Origin of the sequence: Marinobacterium sedimentorum (assembly GCF_024267675.1) — a bacterium.
GTDB lineage: Bacteria > Pseudomonadota > Gammaproteobacteria > Pseudomonadales > Balneatricaceae > Marinobacterium_A > Marinobacterium_A sedimentorum.
Genome location: NZ_JALDYX010000010.1, coordinates 120,040 through 136,004 on the forward strand (window position 1 = coordinate 120,040; position 15,965 = coordinate 136,004).

Here is a 15,965-nt window from a genome sequence, read left to right on the forward strand (position 1 = left end):
GGTCATATTGTTTTTTGAACGACCCAAGTCTGGAGAGAAGGCCGTTCTCGTGCACATCGATTTCGGTGACGAGAGCAAGGCTGAAAGTCCCCAGGAGCTTGAAGAGCTCGCACTCTCGGCAGGCGCGGATCCGGTGGAATTTCTCATCGGCAGTCGCGCCAAGCCGAGTTCCAAATTTTTTATTGGCACAGGCAAACTGGCCGAGCTGATCGAACTCGTGACGCTGCATGAAGCAGAGATCGTCATTTTCAATCATGCCCTGTCGCCGTCCCAGGAACGCAATCTTGAGCAGCAACTCAAGTGTCGGGTGCTGGATCGAACCGGCCTGATACTGGATATCTTTGCTCAGCGTGCCCGTACCCACGAGGGCAAGCTACAGGTCGAGCTGGCACAGCTCGATCATATGTCGACCCGTCTGGTGCGTGGCTGGACCCATCTTGAGCGTCAAAAAGGCGGGATAGGTCTGCGTGGCCCGGGTGAAACTCAGCTTGAAACCGATCGCCGGTTGTTGCGCGCGCGGATGAAAAGTATCGTCAAGCGGCTTGACCGGGTACGCCGTCAGCGTGATCAGGGTCGCCGTGCGCGACAGCGCGCCGAGGTGCCGACCGTATCATTGGTGGGTTATACCAATGCGGGCAAGTCGACACTGTTTAACCGTCTGACCGAGTCCTGCGTTTATGTGGCCGATCAGCTGTTTGCAACCCTGGATCCGACGCTGCGCAAGATTCAGCTGGCGGATGTGGGGCCTGCGATCCTGGCGGATACAGTCGGTTTTATCCGGCATCTGCCGCACAAGCTGGTCGAGGCATTTCGTGCCACCTTGCAGGAAACCGCTGAAGCGGATCTGCTGCTGCATGTGATCGACTGCTACGACGATGAGCGTGGCGGGCATATCGAACAGGTCAAGCATGTACTGCAGGAAATCGGTGCCAGCGAAGTGCCTGTGCTGGAGGTCTACAACAAGATCGACATGCTGGATGGGCAGGAAGCCCGCATCGACCGTGATGACGAGGGTCGGCCGTGGCGCGTCTGGGTGTCTGCGGTCACGGGTGAGGGTAGCGAGCTGCTCTACCAGGCGGTGAGCGAGCGATTGTCAGATGATATTTTCCATCAGACGCTGAACCTGCCCGCCAGTGCCGGCCAGCTACGGGCACAGCTTTATGCGCTCAATGCGGTATTGCGTGAAAGTGTTGATGCCTCCGGGCAGATGCAGGTTGAAGTCCGATTGCAGAAGAAAGACTTGTTGCGGCTGCTCAGTCGGCTCGGGATTCCATCCGAGTCGTATCTGATGCAGGCTGCGTCTTGAGAAACTTGACTCAGGCTTGCGTTGGCCCCTGTGGCTATCTACAATTTTTTGAGTTGAATCAAGCGTTTTCTAACGGAGAGCACTATGGCTTGGAATGAGCCCGGCGGGAATGGGGACGGTAAAAACCATGATCCCTGGAATGGCGACAAGCGTGGCGGACCTAAGGGTGGTGGGGATCAGGGGCCGCCTGATCTCGACGAAGCGCTGCGCAAGCTGCAGGACAAGCTGAACAGCATCTTCGGCAAGGTAAACACAGGCGGTGGCGGCGGCGGTGGCGGTGCTTCGTCATCTGGCTCCGGCTTCCTGTGGGTGCTGCTGGTTGTGGTCGTGCTGGCGTGGGCGGGTATGGGTTTCTATACCGTCGATCAGCAGGAGCGCGGCGTGGTGCTGCGCCTGGGTAAGTACTACGACACGGTTAACCCGGGTCTGCAGTGGAACCCGCCGATGATTGACGATGTCACCAAGGTCAATGTGACCCGGGTGCGTACGCTGGATCACCGTGCTCTGATGCTGACTGAAGACGAGAACATCGTTGATATTGATGTGACCGTGCAGTATCTGATCATTGATCCCAAGGCCTACCGGCTGAACGTGCGTGACCCTGAAGGCAGTCTGGCAAATGCGTCCGAATCTGCGCTGCGCCAGGTCGTCGGCAGCTCGGAAATGCATTCCTTGCTGACCGAAGGCCGTGAGGCGCTCGGCTTTGCCGTACTGGATCGTCTGCAGGGTTACATGCAGAGCTATGGTACGGGGCTGAGCATCTCCAAGATCAACGTCAAGAATGCCCAGGCGCCGAGTCAGGTGCAGGACGCATTCGATGACGTGATCAAGGCGCGGGAAGACGAGCAGCGTGTCAAGAACGAGGCTGAATCCTACGCCAATGGCATAGTACCGGAGGCGCGCGGTGAAGCGCAGCGCATGCTGGAAGAGGCCAACGCCTATCGTGAAGAAGTACTGGCTCGGGCGGATGGTGAAGCCAAGCGATTCATCGCTCTGCTGGGCGAGTATCGCAAGGCTCCGGAAGTTATGCGTGAGCGTCTGTATCTGGACATGATGCAGTCCGTGCTGGAGAACAACCCGAAAGTCCTGATCGACGTTGAGGGTGGTAATAACATGATGTATCTGCCGCTGGACAAGTTGATGCAGAACAGCAACGAGCGTCGCGACTCAAGCCGCGCTACGCGCCTGGATGATCAGGGTCTTCGCGAACTGACGGACAAGGTAGTTGATGAGATGCGTGTGCGCCAGAGTACCGTTACGCGTAGGGAGGGCCGGTAATGAAGCCTAGATCAATGCTTGTACTGGTCCTGCTGTTGCTGGTGTTCATGGTGGGGTCCAAGTCGGTGTATATCATCAGCGAAACCGAGCGTGCCGTACTGCTGCGCTTCGGTGAGATCGTCAATGATGATGTCACCCCTGGCCTGCATTTCAAGGTGCCTTTCGTCAACGTGGTGCGCAAGTTCGATGGCCGCCTGCTGACGCTGGACGCACGCCCGCAGTCGTTCCTGACGCTGGAGAAAAAGCGTCTGATCGTGGATGCCTTTATCAAGTGGCGCATCAAGGATGTCGGCAAGTACTATACGGCGACCTCGGGTGACGAGTTCCGCGCCGGTGATGTGCTGCTGACCCGTGTGGAAAACGAACTGCGTAACCAGTTTGGTGCCCGTACGCTGAATCAGGTGGTTTCCGGTGAGCGTGAAGAGCTGATGGAGAAGGTGATCCAGCAGCTTAGTCAGATCGCACAGGCTGAGCTGGGTATCAATGTCATCGACGTGCGCGTCAAACGCGTTGAGCTGCCGCCCGAAGTATCGGAGTCGGTATACCAGCGCATGCGTACCGAGCGTGAGCGTGAAGCGCGCGAGTTGCGTTCGCGAGGCAAGGAACTGGCCGAGGGTATCCGGGCTGATGCGGATCGTCAGGTGACTGTCGTCAAGGCAAACGCCTACCGCGAAGCTGAGGAAACACGAGGCGAGGGCGATGCGTCCGCTGCCCGTGTCTATGCCGAAGCCTTTAATCGGGATCCGGAGTTCTACTCCTTCTCTCGCAGTCTGTCGGCCTACCGGTCATCATTCAGCGGCGAGAGTGGTGATGTGCTCCTGCTCAAACCTGACAGCGACTTCTTCAAGTATCTGTCCAAACCTACAGGGCCCTGATTCGACCCTGATAAGGTTGTAATGCAGCGGAACGGGTGCAAATTTACACCCGTTCCGTGCTAGAATCCGCACACCGGGCCAAGACCCGGTTTTTTTGTGGCAGCGGGCTGCCTCGGGCGGGATGGTTTATGTCTTCTGGGTTATGGCGCGAGCTGTTGATCGGCTTCTGTTTGATGCTGGTTTTGGAAGGTGTGCTGCCCTTTTTGTACCCGCAGCGCTGGCGCCTTATGGTGCAGCAGCTGTCACTGATCAATGATGCAACGCTGCGAGTTTTCGGTCTGCTGAGTATGCTGGCCGGTGTCGCGTTGCTGTATTGGATCAACTGAATCAGATTACCAGGATTGTATTGGAGTACTGCATGGCATTGGCAGATCGCTGGTTGTTGCCGGATGGCGTAAAAGACATATTGCCGCCACGGGCGCGCCAGATCGAGGCATTGCGCCGTCGTCTGCTCGATCTCTATGACAGCTGGGGCTATGAGCTTGTCATGCCGCCGCTGATGGAGCATCTGGAGTCGCTGCTCACAGGTGTGGGGCGGGACCTGGATCTGGTCACCTTCAAGCTGACCGACCAGGTCAGTGGGCACCTGCTCGGGATTCGGGCAGACATTACGCCCCAGGTCGCGCGTATCGATGCGCACCGCATGCGTACCGAAGGTGCCAGCCGGCTGTGCTATTGCGGTTCGGTGTTACAGACGCGTCCGGCCAATATGCTGGCCTCGCGCAATCCGATGCAGGTGGGTGCGGAGCTTTACGGCCACGCGGGCATTGACAGTGATGTTGAAGTGATCAGTCTGATGCTCGAGACGCTGCTGGCATCCGGCATCGAGGCGCCGCTGAGTCTGGATCTGGGCCACGTCGGGATTGTGCGTAACCTGATGGCGGATGCGGGTCTGACGGCAGCGCAGGAAAGCCTCTATCTTGAAAAACTGCAGTTGAAGGCGCTGCCGGAAATCGAGACATTGCTGGCTGGGCTGGATCTCGATGCGCCTACACTGGCGTTGCTGACCGAATTGCCGCGTCTGCATGGTGGCGCCGAGGTGCTGCTGCGCGCTCGCGAGCTGTTTGGCGGTGGGCAGGCTGCGGTGCTGGATGCGGTGGCTTATCTGGAGGAGATCGCGCGCCAGGTGAGCCTGCGGTATCCGCAGGTGCGATTGTACTTTGATCTGGGTGAGTTGCGTGGATACAACTACCATACCGGTATTGTGTTTGCAGCCTATGCGGCGGGCTTTGGTCAGGCGATTGCCAAGGGTGGTCGCTATGACGAGATTGGACGGGATTTTGGTCGGGCACGCCCGGCAACAGGATTCAGCGCTGATTTGAAATGCCTGGAAGATCTGGCGGTTGCAGGGCTTGAGGCCCGTGGCAGCGCCATTCTTGCACCGGCGGGGCAGTCCCCGTCGCTGCTGGCGCGGATCAGTGAACTGCGTGCTCAGGGAGAGCGCGTTATGCAGCAGTTGCCGGACGTGACGCTGGCCAATGCGTCCAGTTGCGACCGTCAGTTGCTGCAGCAAGGGGATACTTGGGTCGTGACGGCCCTGTAAGCGAATTTTTCGATTAACGCTAAACATCACTAGAGACAACAATGGGTAGAAACGTAGTTGTTTTGGGCACGCAGTGGGGCGACGAAGGCAAAGGCAAGATCGTCGACCTGCTGACCGAGCGAGTTGCAGCGGTAGCACGCTTTCAGGGTGGGCATAATGCCGGCCATACACTGGTTATTGATGGCAAGAAGACGGTTCTGCACCTGATTCCGTCCGGCATTCTGCGCCAAGGCGTGCAGTGTCTGATCGGTAATGGGGTTGTGCTGTCGCCGGAAGCGTTGCTCAAGGAGATCGAGGGCCTTGAGCAGGCGGGTGTGACAGTGCGCGAGAGTCTGCGTCTGAGCCCGGCTTGCCCGCTGATTCTGCCATATCATGTGGCGCTGGATCAGGCGCGTGAGCTTGCGCGTGGCGAATCCAAGATCGGTACAACCGGGCGTGGCATTGGTCCTGCGTACGAAGATAAGGTCGCACGTCGCGGTTTGCGTCTGGATGATCTGATGCACCCTGAGCGTTTTGCCACCAAGCTGAAGGAAGTGATGGCCTATCACAACTTTGCGCTGGAGCATTACTACAAGGTTGATCCGATCGACTATGACACCGTGTTGCAGCAGGCGCTGGAAATGGGTGAGCAGCTGCGTCCGATGGTTGCTGATGTGACCTCGATTCTGCACGCTCTGCGCAAGCAGGGTGCCAGCATCATGTTCGAAGGAGCGCAGGGGTCGCTGCTGGATATCGATCACGGTACCTATCCGTTTGTGACCTCGTCCAACACTACGGCTGGCGGCACCTCCACCGGTTCCGGTTTCGGTCCGCTGTACCTGGATTACATCCTGGGTATTACCAAGGCGTATACCACGCGTGTGGGCGGCGGTCCCTTCCCGACGGAGTTGGGTTGCGATGTGGGTCGTCGTCTGGCTGAACGTGGTCACGAGTTCGGTGCTACCACGGGTCGTGCGCGTCGTTGCGGCTGGTTTGATGCGGTTGCGCTCAAGCATGCGATTCAGATCAACTCGATTTCGGGTATCTGTCTGACCAAGCTGGATGTGCTGGATGGTCTGGAAACGATCAGCATCTGTATCGGCTACCGTGATCAGCAGGGCAACCTGGTTGAATCCCTCAGTGGCAGCGAAGATTACGACAAGGTCGAGCCGGTCTACGAAGAGATGCCGGGCTGGAGCGATTCCACTGTTGGCGCTCAGTCCGTTGATGCGCTGCCGGCGAACGCCATTGCCTACATCAAGCGAATTGAGCAGTTGATTGAAGCGCCTGTGGATATCATTTCCACCGGTCCTGATCGTGCTGAAACCATCGTGCTGCGTGACCCCTACGAGGCCTGAGTTCTAGCGGCTGTGCAGGCAAGGTTGAGAAAGCCCGGCATCCGCCGGGTTTTTTGTGTCTGCGGCTATGGGGTCGTGCCAGTCGAGCCTGGCGTCTGGGCGCGCATGGCGGCTGTTGCCGGAGTGTAGTAACTCGGCTTTCGCTGCAGGCGCTGCTGTTTTATATCCTGGGCTTGGCGTATAATGCCGCGTTTAAATTTTGATCTATCCATACTTGGGGAATTTCCATGGCTGTCGAACGTACTCTGTCCATCATCAAGCCTGATGCCGTTGCTAAAAATGCCATCGGTCAGATCGTTGCTCGCTTCGAAGAAGCTGGTCTGAAGGTTGTTGAAATGCAGATGAAAAGCCTGTCTAAAGAAGAAGCTGAAGGCTTCTACGCTGAGCACAAAGAGCGTCCTTTCTTTGGTGATCTGGTTGCTTTCATGACCTCTGGTCCTGTTGTTGTACAGGCGCTGGAAGGTGAAAACGCTATCCTAGTCAACCGTGAACTGATGGGCGCTACTAACCCGAAGGATGCTGCTGAAGGCACTATCCGTCGTGATTTCGCTGAATCCATCGATGCCAACGCTGTACACGGTTCGGATTCCGCTACCTCTGCTGCACGTGAGATCGCTTACTTCTTCGGAAAGTAAGCTGTAAACCTGTGCCAGGGTCTCGGCTGCGCCGCGGTCCTGGCACAACGATTTAATACTGAGTGACTTTGATGACTGAATCCATTACCAAAACCAATTTACTGGGGTTGTCTCCTGCCAAGCTTGAGGCGTTTTTTGCTGAGCTTGGGGAAAAGCGCTTTCGCGCCACCCAGGTGTTGAAATGGATTCATCAGCTGGGTGCCGAAAGCTTTGATGAGATGACAAACATCAGCAAGGCGCTGCGCGAGAAGCTTAATGCTGTCGCGGAGATCCGGCCGCCCGAAGTGGTCTCTCAGGACATATCCAAGGATGGTACGCGCAAATGGGTTATCCGGGTGGAAGGCGGCTCCTGTGTGGAGACCGTGCTGATTCCTGAAGGAACCCGCCGTACACTCTGTATTTCGTCCCAGGTCGGCTGCTCCCTGAACTGCAGTTTCTGCTCGACAGGCAAGCAGGGCTTTAACCGCAACCTGACCGCGGCTGAAGTCATCGGCCAGGTCTATATCGCCATTAAGTCTTTCGGTCCGATGGATCCCAATGGCGAACGCCAGGTGACCAACGTTGTACTGATGGGCATGGGCGAGCCCCTGATGAATTTTGATAACGTTGTCGACTCCACTCAGTTGATGATGGATGACAACGCCTATGGCCTGTCCAAGCGACGTGTCACCCTGAGTACGGCCGGAGTTGTACCGGCAATAGACAGGCTGCGCGAAATCAGTGATGTATCCCTGGCAATCTCGCTGCATGCCCCCAACAATGAGCTGCGCGATGTGCTGGTGCCGATCAACCGTCGCTATCCGATTGATCAGCTGATCGATGCCTGCAACCGCTACCTCGAAGGCCTGAGTGACAAGCGCGTCATCACCATCGAGTACACCATGATGGCAGGCGTGAACGATCAGCCCCATCAGGCCCGTGAGCTGGTCAAGGTACTGCGCCGTTTGCCCTGCAAGCTCAATCTGATTCCGTTTAACCCCTTCCCAAATTCCGGCTACGAGCGTCCGTCCGATGCGGCGATTCAGGCGTTCAAGCAGATCATGGTTACCTCGAATATTATTACCACTGTTCGACGCACCCGTGGCGACGAGATTGATGCTGCCTGCGGACAGCTGGTCGGCCAGGTGCAGGATCGCACCCGCCGTAGCCAAAAAATCATTCCCGTGGTACAAGAGGAGCCGGGTCTATCCACGGATCGAAGAGCCTAGGAGGTATAGCTTGAGCGGAATTCGCGCAGCACTATGGACGATTGTCATGTTGTTGGTGGTGGGCTGTTCCAGTTCGCCGGGGCGTCAGAATTCAGCCGAGGTGTCTCCACAAAAGGCTCTCGAAGCTTACACCCAGCTAGGCTTGCAGTATCTGCGAGCGGGTGACCTGGTCAGTGCCAAGGATGCGCTGCAGCGGGCTGTGGAAATCAGTGACAAGCATGCCGGTACCTATAACGCGCTGGCGCTGGTGTTCCAGGTGGAGCAGGAATACGCTCTGGCGGAGCAGCATTTTCGCAAGGCTGTGAGCCTGGAGCCGGAGACAGCGTCCTATCACAACAACTTCGGAGCCTTCCTTTACGCGCAGGGTCGCTACGGCGAAGCCTGCACGGAGCTGGAGAGGGCGACGGAGGATCCGTTTTACACCCAGCGTGCCCAGGCGTTTGAAAACCTGGGGCGGTGTTTTCGCGTCATTCAGCGTCCGGACGCGGCGCAGCATGCTTTTGAGCGAACTCTCAGGCTGTCACCCAACCGTCCGCTGGCCCTGCTGGAGCTGACGGCAATACAGCTGGAAGCCGGTCACCTGCCCGAGGCGCGGCAGTATTTCGACAAGTTCTCGCTGCTGGTTGATTCGCGTCAGGTCGAACACAGCGCCCAGAGCCTCTGGCTGGGGATCCAGCTGTCGCGCGAGGGAGGCAGTAGCACCCGGGGCGCCACCTTTGCGCTGTTATTGAAAAATATTTTCCCGCAATCCGCGGAATATGCCAATTACAAGGAGTCGCTGCAGTGAACCAGGTGTCCCAGGCTGAGTCTGAATCGATTGCGGCCACATCGTCGCAGTTCAGTCTTGTACAGATGCGTGAGGCCCAGGGACTGTCACTTGAGCAAGTGGCAACATCATTGCGATTGCCTGTCATACAGGTAAGAGCGCTGGAGGAGGGTGACTATAGCAAGTTGCCCAGCGTCGTGTTTGCCCGCGGTTACCTTCGATCCTATGCCCGCCTGCTGGGCGTAAACGGCGATGATCTGGTGCGTGAGTTCGACAGGAACTACGGTGGTGGACAGACTCCTGCGTCCATTCGCTCAATCACTCGGGTACAGCCCTCGGGCGTATCGGGCCCCGGTGTCAGCCTTTCCATGTTGCTGCTCGTCGTGGTTATAGTCGCGACCACCTTCTGGTGGTGGAAGACACAGTATGGTCATGAAGTCGCAATGACCAGTTCGCCGCAAAGCACGGTGGCGGTGGATACGGCCGATGGTGAAACCCTGGTGTTGTCAGCCGGCGAGCCCGAGCCTGATTTTGCCGAGGCTGAACCTGGTCTGGATACCGCGGCGGCACAACCGTCGTCAGACGAGCTTGTGGCGGCTGGCGCTGAAGACAGGGCGATACAGGACGACGCTGCGGCTACGCAGGCTGATCCGACCTTGACCGCATCAGCTGTGCCTGCGGTTCCAGTAACAGACGCAGCAGTGGGCGCTGAATCAGCAACGCAAGCCGTTGAGTCAGACACGGCTGCTGCGGTGGCCGCTGTTGCGGATGGTGCAGACGCGCTTGCCACGACCGGACTGCTGGTTCGCTTTAGTGATGATTGCTGGGTCACGGTCAAGAATGCTTCCGGCAAGACGCTGTTTAACAACCTGCGCAAGGCCGGTGACGAACTGCGTATCGAGCAGGCGGGACCCTTGAACCTGTTACTGGGTCGTACCAATGCTGTCAGTCAAATCAGTTTCGACGGCGCTGTGGTTGACCTTGCGCCCTTCAACAACAAGAATGTTGCCCGGTTAACGCTTCCGCTTAATTAATACGTCGCCGTTCAGATTTAGTAGGGTTTTATTTTGGCCAAGATCAAAGCCATTCGTGGTATGAATGACATCCTGCCGCAAGCAACTCCGGTGTGGCAGTACCTGGAACAGCATGTACAGACAGTCCTTGGTGCTTACGGTTACGCTGAAATACGCATGCCAATCGTCGAGCAGACCGATCTTTTCAAGCGCTCTATCGGTGAAGTCACGGATATCGTAGAGAAAGAGATGTATACCTTTGAAGACCGCAACGGCGACAGCCTGACGCTGCGTCCTGAAGGAACGGCAGGCTGCGTGCGTGCCGGAGAGGAAAATGGTCTGCTTTACAATCAGGTACAGCGCCTGTGGTACAAGGGGCCCATGTTCCGGCATGAGCGCCCCCAAAAGGGACGCTACCGCCAGTTTCACCAGATTGGCGTCGAGACCTTTGGCATGCAGGGTCCGGATATCGATGCCGAGCTGATTCTGCTGACAGCCCGTCTCTGGCGTCAGCTGGGCTTGCTGGATGCGGTCACGCTGCAGCTGAATACCATCGGCAGCGCCGATGCCCGCGGCCGTTACAAGGACGCGCTGGTGCAGTACCTGCAAGGGTGCAAGGAACAGCTGGATGAAGACAGCCTGCGCCGCCTCGAAACCAATCCCATGCGTATCCTCGACAGCAAGGACGAGACAACCCAGGCATTGCTGAACGATGCGCCGGATTTCCATGAATATCTGGATGCAGAGTCCCTCGAACATTTTGAAGCGCTGAAGTCCCTGCTGGATCGCGCCGGCCTCGCCTATGAGGTGAACCCACGCCTGGTACGCGGGCTGGATTACTACTGCAAGACGGTTTTCGAATGGGTTACTGACAAGCTTGGCGCCCAGGGTACTGTCTGTGCGGGCGGTCGTTATGATGGCCTGGTAGAGCAGCTTGGTGGCAAGGCGACACCGGCGGTGGGTTTTGCCATGGGCATCGAGCGCCTGGTGTTGCTGCTTGAAACGCTTGACGTCGTACCGGATGAGGCCCGTCAGACGGTTGATCTGTATATCGCCTCAATGGGGGCAGATGCGGCGAGTCAGGCGTTGCTGCTGGCGGAGCGTCTGCGCAATGAGACCGATCTTCGAATTCAGCTCCACTGCGGTGGCGGTAATTTCAAGAGTCAGATGAAAAAGGCCGATCGCAGCGGTGCTCGCGTCGCCCTTATTCTGGGTGACGACGAGGTCGAACGTCAGGTGGCGACACTCAAGCCGCTGCGCAGTGACGCGGAACAAAAGCAGATAGCCTGGTCGCAGCTTGCGGCTGAGCTGACAAATATTATCAACCTTTGATCGACAGGGCATAGGGAGTCGTACGTGGCTGAGATGCGCACAGAAGAGGAACAGGTAGAAGCGCTTAAGCGTTGGTGGCAGGAAAACGGCAAGACCTTGCTGCTGACCCTGGCGATAGCGCTGGCACTGGTGTTTGGCTGGCGAACCTGGCAGGACCGCCAGGCTGCTGAAGCCGCGAATGCCTCGGCGATGTATCAGAGTCTGGTACAGGCCGTAAGCCTGTCCCTGGCAGCCGTGGGCACAGAGGCTCAGGTCGCGACGGCCGAGCATCTGGCGAGCGGCCTTAAGGCTGACTACGAAGACAGCGCCTACGCAGCCCTGGGTTCCCTGTTGATGGCCCGCGTGGCGGTAGAGCAGGGTCAGCTGGATGAGGCTCTGGTGCAGCTTGAGTGGGTTTTGAGCCATGACCCGAGCGATGCTCAGCGTGTTGTTGCCATCATGCGCAAGGCGCAGATTATGGCGCAGCAGGGTCAGGCGGGCGAAGCGCTGGCATTGCTGGATGCACAGGAGCCTGGCAACTTTGAAGCCAGCTACCAGGAGCTGCGTGGCGACCTGCTGTTGTCTGCCGGTAACGCGACAGAGGCTCGGGATGCCTATCGTCTGGCGGCCCAGGCTGCGGAAACCGCGGGTGTGCGTCCGCTGCTGACCATGAAGCTCGAAAGTCTCACGGCTGAGGAAGGTTAAATGAACAAGCTGTTCCGAGTTCTGGCTGCGGGTGCGCTGGTTGTGTCCGTGAGCGGCTGCAGCCTCTGGAGTTCGAATGATGAAGTCGAACCCAATGAGCTGGTCGATTTTAAATCCGAGCGTTCGGTGGATGTGCTCTGGAGTGCTCGTGTGGGCTCCGGCCTTGGCAAGAAGTACCACCAGTTTGCACCGGCGTCCGATGGCGTGCGCATTTATGCGAATGACGCCGAGGGTACGGTAGCGGCGTTTGATCTTGCGACCGGCAAAGAAGTCTGGGAAGTCGAACTCGAAACAGCGCTGGGCGCGGGTACCGGGGTAGGCCCTGCGTCTGTGGTGGTGGTCACGGAGTCGGGTCTGGTTATCGCGCTGGACAGCAGCAGCGGTCAGGAACTCTGGCGTCGTCAGGTGTCCTCCGAAGCCGTGGCGCCAGCGCAGCTTAATCGCGATCTGGTGGTGGTGCAGCTGGTCAATGGCAAGGTGACGGCGCTGGATACAGCTTCGGGCGAGCATCGCTGGACCTACGACAGCCAGGTGCCGAGTCTGAGCCTGCGCGGTACGGCAGCGCCCATCGTTGCGGCGGATGTCACTTTCGCAGGCTTTGCCAGTGGCAAGCTGGCGGCGCTGACGAACAGCAATGGCAACATGCTGTGGGAACAACGCGTTGCCGAGCCGCAGGGTCGTTCCGAGCTGGAGCGCATGGTGGATATCGACGGCCGTCCGCTACTGGCTAATCAGATGCTCTATGTATCCAGCTATCAGGGGCGTCTGGTGGCGATCAATCCGTTTGATGCACAGATACAGTGGGCCCGCGACAGCTCCAGCTACCGCACGCCGGCCGCAGGTTTCGGCAACATCTATGTGGTAGAAGCCAACGATCATGTGCAGGCCTACGATGCGCGCAGCAGTGCCAGCGTCTGGTCTCAGCCTGCATTGGAAAACCGCGGTGTGTCAGCCCCTGCGGTGCTGGGAAATAATGTGGTGGTAGGCGATGTGGAAGGTTATCTGCACTTCATGTCGCAGGTTGATGGCCACTTTGTCGCACGCTATCGCGCCGATTCCGAAGGTGTAGTGGGCGACATGCTCGCGATTAATGATGTGCTCTATGTACTGGGTAATGACGGCCGTTTGCTGGCATTGCGCCTGAACTGAGCATGAGTGATTTTCACAGGCGGCTATTTGCGTTTGCGAGTAGCCGCCGTTTTCGTTGTGGTAAATAGAGAATGGTACCGGTTATAGCGCTCGTGGGCCGACCCAATGTCGGCAAATCTACACTTTTCAATCGACTGACACGCTCGCGGGACGCATTGGTGGCCGATCTGTCGGGCCTGACCCGTGATCGCAAGTACGGCGAAGGCCGGGTCGGCGATTCGCAGTTTATCGTTATCGACACCGGCGGCATCAGTGGCGATGAAGAGGGTATCGACTCTCTGATGGCCAAGCAGTCCCTGCTGGCGATCGAAGAGGCAGACATTGTTCTGTTTCTGGTGGATGGCCGTGCTGGCCTGAATCCGGCCGACGAAATGATTGCCGATCATCTGCGCCGCTCCGAAAAGAGCTGCTACCTGGTGGTCAACAAGACCGACGGCCTGGATCCCGATGTCGCCATTTCCGATTTCTTTGGTCTGGGGCTGGGACAGCCGTTGCCGATCGCGGCATCGCAGAACCGCAGTGTGACGCTGCTGATCGAGGAAGTACTCAGCGAACTGCCCGAGCAGGAAGCCGACGTTCTGCCGGAAGAGTTCAAGCACAGCACCAAGATCGCGGTGGTCGGGCGGCCCAATGTGGGCAAGTCGACACTGGTTAACCGCATGCTCGGTGAAGACCGTGTTGTGGTTTTCGATCAGGCCGGTACCACCCGCGACAGTATTTATATTCCCTATGAGCGCGATGGTGAGCCTTACATACTGATCGATACCGCCGGTGTGCGTCGGCGCAAGAATATCACCGAGGCGGTGGAAAAGTTCTCGATCATCAAGACGTTGCAGGCAATCGAAGATGCCAACGTGGTGGTGTGCGTGATTGATGCGCGTCAGGGCGTGACCGATCAGGATCTGCACATGCTGGGCTTCGTGCTCGACGCCGGCCGCTCGCTGGTTATTGCACTGAACAAGTGGGATGGCATGACCGAAGAGCAGAAGCTCAAGGTCAAGGAACAGATTCAGCGTCGGCTTGAGTTCGTCGACTTTGCCCGTTTCCACTTCATCTCGGCGCTGCACGGCAGTGGTGTGGGTGAAATGTATCGTTCGGTTGATGAAGCCTATGCCAGTGCCATGGCCAAGTGGCCGACCAATCGGCTGACCCGCCTGCTTGAGGATGTAGTGGCGGAGCATCAGCCGCCGATGGTGAATGGCCGTCGCATCAAGATGCGCTATGCCCACCAGGGCGGCTCGAACCCGCCGATTATTGTGGTCCACGGTAATCAGCTTGATAACCTGCCGGCGTCCTACAAACGTTACCTGCAGAACAAGTTCCGTCAGGTGCTCGGCATCAAGGGCACGCCGGTACGGTTTGAATTCCGCGTCGGTGATAACCCGTTTGAAGGTCGTCAGAATCAGCTGACTCCCCGTCAGCTGGCCAAAAAGCAGCGTTTCAAGTTGCATGTGCAGGACTTGAAGAAAGAGAGCAAGCGCAAGTCGCGCAAGAAAAAATGAGTGAACAGGAAGAGCGTCGGCGTCTGCCTATCGGTGTGTTTGATTCGGGTGTCGGCGGTCTGACGGTGCTGAATGAGTTGCGCCGCCAGCTGCCCTTCGAAAATCTGATTTATCTGGGGGACACCGCACGGGTGCCCTATGGCACCAAGAGTTCGCTTTCGGTCACGCGCTATGCGGAACAGGCGGCGCGGCTGCTGATCGAGCGCAAGGTCAAGCTGCTGGTGATTGCCTGCAATACAGTATCAGCGGTGGCGGTGGAGCCGCTGCGGCTGCGCTTTCCCGGTGTTCCCGTGGTCGGTGTGGTTGAGCCGGGGGCTGAAGCCTGCTGTGCCAAAACCCGTAACGGCCAGGTGGGGGTCATCGCGACCGAGAGTACCGTAAACAACCAGGCCTATCAGAAGGCAATCATGTCGTTGCGACCGGATATCAGAATCCGGGCCCAGGGCTGCTCACTGTTCGTGTCCCTGGCCGAGGAAGGCTGGCATGAGGGTGACCTTGTCGAGCAGATAGTCGCGCGCTGCCTGGCGCCACTGCTGGACGAGGCAGAAGGCGACTCCGGCATCGATACCTTGGTGCTGGGGTGCACGCACTTCCCGGCACTCAAGGGGGCCATTGCCAAGGTGGTGGGGCCGGATGTCAGTCTGGTGGACTCGGCGGTGACGACCACCCGAGTGGTCAAGCAGCAGTTAGTGGAAGGTAACCTGATGCGAGAGGGTAATGCTCCTGGGCATGTGTCCTTTCTGGTGACCGATGGACCTGAGCGTTTTGTGCGCGTTGCGTCCTATTTCTTTGAAGGGCCGGTGAACGCAGCTCAGGTTGAACTGGTTGATCTGCAGCATTATGTTGTCGCCTGAGGGGGGCGTTGTGACTGTGGTGCATGCATGTCCATCTATATGTTGCGGGTCATTATGTAGCTGGCCAGAGGTTTTAATGATTGGATACACCAAGGGCGCCTTTTTCGGCGCCCTTGGTGTTTGTGGTCTTTGAAATCGGATCTTTTTCTGCTCGGAGCCTGCCGAGTATAGAATATCGATGAGTCTGGAATTGCTTTTGTCTGTTTATTGAGCAGTGTATGGCGTTTTAAATGTGCACAGCTGGTTGCTCTGTAATCTATATTGCCGTCGGCGAGCCGGTTTAGGGCTTGATAAGCCCTTTTTTGGGTTTATTCGTTATTAATTTCAAAAGGGCTGTTGACTCTGATCTGGGGCGCTGTAGAATGCGCACCTCGCTTAGGGAGAGCGGCTTTAACGGCCCTCAAACAGAGCGAGCAAGTCGGAAGTAAATGGTTGATTATCAAGTGGTTTCACCTGATGAATCGACCGGCAGTATCGGCTTGG

Annotated in this window: 15 protein-coding genes; all 15 read left to right on the forward strand. The window is 57.7% G+C overall.

Going from position 1 to position 15,965, the window contains the following annotated elements:
• Nucleotides 1-7 precede the first annotated feature (7 nt).
• The 15 genes from hflX to murI all read left to right on the forward strand — a co-directional run bounded on the left by hflX (nucleotide 8) and on the right by murI (nucleotide 15,482).
• Nucleotides 8-1,306, forward strand: a complete 1,299-nt coding sequence (hflX, locus tag MRS74_RS11235) for a ribosome rescue GTPase HflX (protein WP_254580381.1) — start codon at nucleotides 8-10, stop codon at nucleotides 1,304-1,306.
• An 84-nt stretch (nucleotides 1,307-1,390) separates the two neighbouring features.
• Complete coding sequence (gene hflK / locus MRS74_RS11240) at nucleotides 1,391-2,584, forward strand: FtsH protease activity modulator HflK (protein ID WP_254580382.1); 1,194 nt, start codon at nucleotides 1,391-1,393, stop codon at nucleotides 2,582-2,584.
• Nucleotides 2,584-3,459: a protease modulator HflC gene (gene hflC, locus MRS74_RS11245; RefSeq protein ID WP_254580383.1), complete on the forward strand. Its 876-nt coding sequence runs from the start codon at nucleotides 2,584-2,586 to the stop codon at nucleotides 3,457-3,459. The genes hflK and hflC overlap by 1 nt, the downstream gene beginning before the upstream one ends.
• Nucleotides 3,460-3,587: 128 nt before the next feature.
• Nucleotides 3,588-3,785: a DUF2065 domain-containing protein gene (locus tag MRS74_RS11250; RefSeq protein ID WP_067385374.1), complete on the forward strand. Its 198-nt coding sequence runs from the start codon at nucleotides 3,588-3,590 to the stop codon at nucleotides 3,783-3,785.
• Nucleotides 3,786-3,817: 32 nt separating this feature from the next.
• A complete protein-coding gene (locus MRS74_RS11255) occupies nucleotides 3,818-5,002 on the forward strand; it encodes an ATP phosphoribosyltransferase regulatory subunit (protein ID WP_254580384.1) in 1,185 nt (394 codons plus the stop codon).
• Between the two features lie 41 nt (nucleotides 5,003-5,043).
• Nucleotides 5,044-6,339: an adenylosuccinate synthase gene (locus MRS74_RS11260; RefSeq protein ID WP_254580385.1), complete on the forward strand. Its 1,296-nt coding sequence runs from the start codon at nucleotides 5,044-5,046 to the stop codon at nucleotides 6,337-6,339.
• 227 nt (nucleotides 6,340-6,566) lie between these two features.
• Complete coding sequence (gene ndk, locus MRS74_RS11265) at nucleotides 6,567-6,974, forward strand: nucleoside-diphosphate kinase (RefSeq protein WP_020683717.1); 408 nt, start codon at nucleotides 6,567-6,569, stop codon at nucleotides 6,972-6,974.
• 71 nt (nucleotides 6,975-7,045) lie between these two features.
• Nucleotides 7,046-8,182 (forward strand): dual-specificity RNA methyltransferase RlmN, encoded by a 1,137-nt coding sequence (gene rlmN, locus MRS74_RS11270; RefSeq protein WP_254580386.1) that lies wholly within the window; start codon nucleotides 7,046-7,048, stop codon nucleotides 8,180-8,182.
• A gap of 10 nt (nucleotides 8,183-8,192) precedes the next feature.
• The gene (gene pilW / locus MRS74_RS11275; RefSeq protein ID WP_254580387.1) at nucleotides 8,193-8,969 is read left to right on the forward strand and encodes a type IV pilus biogenesis/stability protein PilW; all 777 of its coding nucleotides are present in this window, start codon (nucleotides 8,193-8,195) and stop codon (nucleotides 8,967-8,969) included.
• Complete coding sequence (locus MRS74_RS11280) at nucleotides 8,966-9,982, forward strand: RodZ domain-containing protein (protein WP_254580388.1); 1,017 nt, start codon at nucleotides 8,966-8,968, stop codon at nucleotides 9,980-9,982. Before pilW ends, MRS74_RS11280 begins: the two co-directional genes overlap by 4 nt.
• 33 nt (nucleotides 9,983-10,015) lie before the next feature.
• Complete coding sequence (gene hisS, locus MRS74_RS11285) at nucleotides 10,016-11,293, forward strand: histidine--tRNA ligase (RefSeq protein ID WP_254580389.1); 1,278 nt, start codon at nucleotides 10,016-10,018, stop codon at nucleotides 11,291-11,293.
• A gap of 33 nt (nucleotides 11,294-11,326) precedes the next feature.
• A complete protein-coding gene (locus MRS74_RS11290; RefSeq protein WP_254580396.1) occupies nucleotides 11,327-11,977 on the forward strand; it encodes a YfgM family protein in 651 nt (216 codons plus the stop codon).
• Complete coding sequence (gene bamB, locus MRS74_RS11295) at nucleotides 11,978-13,126, forward strand: outer membrane protein assembly factor BamB (RefSeq protein WP_254580390.1); 1,149 nt, start codon at nucleotides 11,978-11,980, stop codon at nucleotides 13,124-13,126.
• Between the two features lie 71 nt (nucleotides 13,127-13,197).
• Nucleotides 13,198-14,628, forward strand: coding sequence for a ribosome biogenesis GTPase Der (gene der, locus MRS74_RS11300; RefSeq protein WP_254580391.1), 1,431 nt, complete (start codon nucleotides 13,198-13,200; stop codon nucleotides 14,626-14,628).
• A complete protein-coding gene (murI, locus tag MRS74_RS11305) occupies nucleotides 14,625-15,482 on the forward strand; it encodes a glutamate racemase (RefSeq protein ID WP_254580392.1) in 858 nt (285 codons plus the stop codon). The genes der and murI overlap by 4 nt, the downstream gene beginning before the upstream one ends.
• Nucleotides 15,483-15,965: the final 483 nt, after the last annotated feature.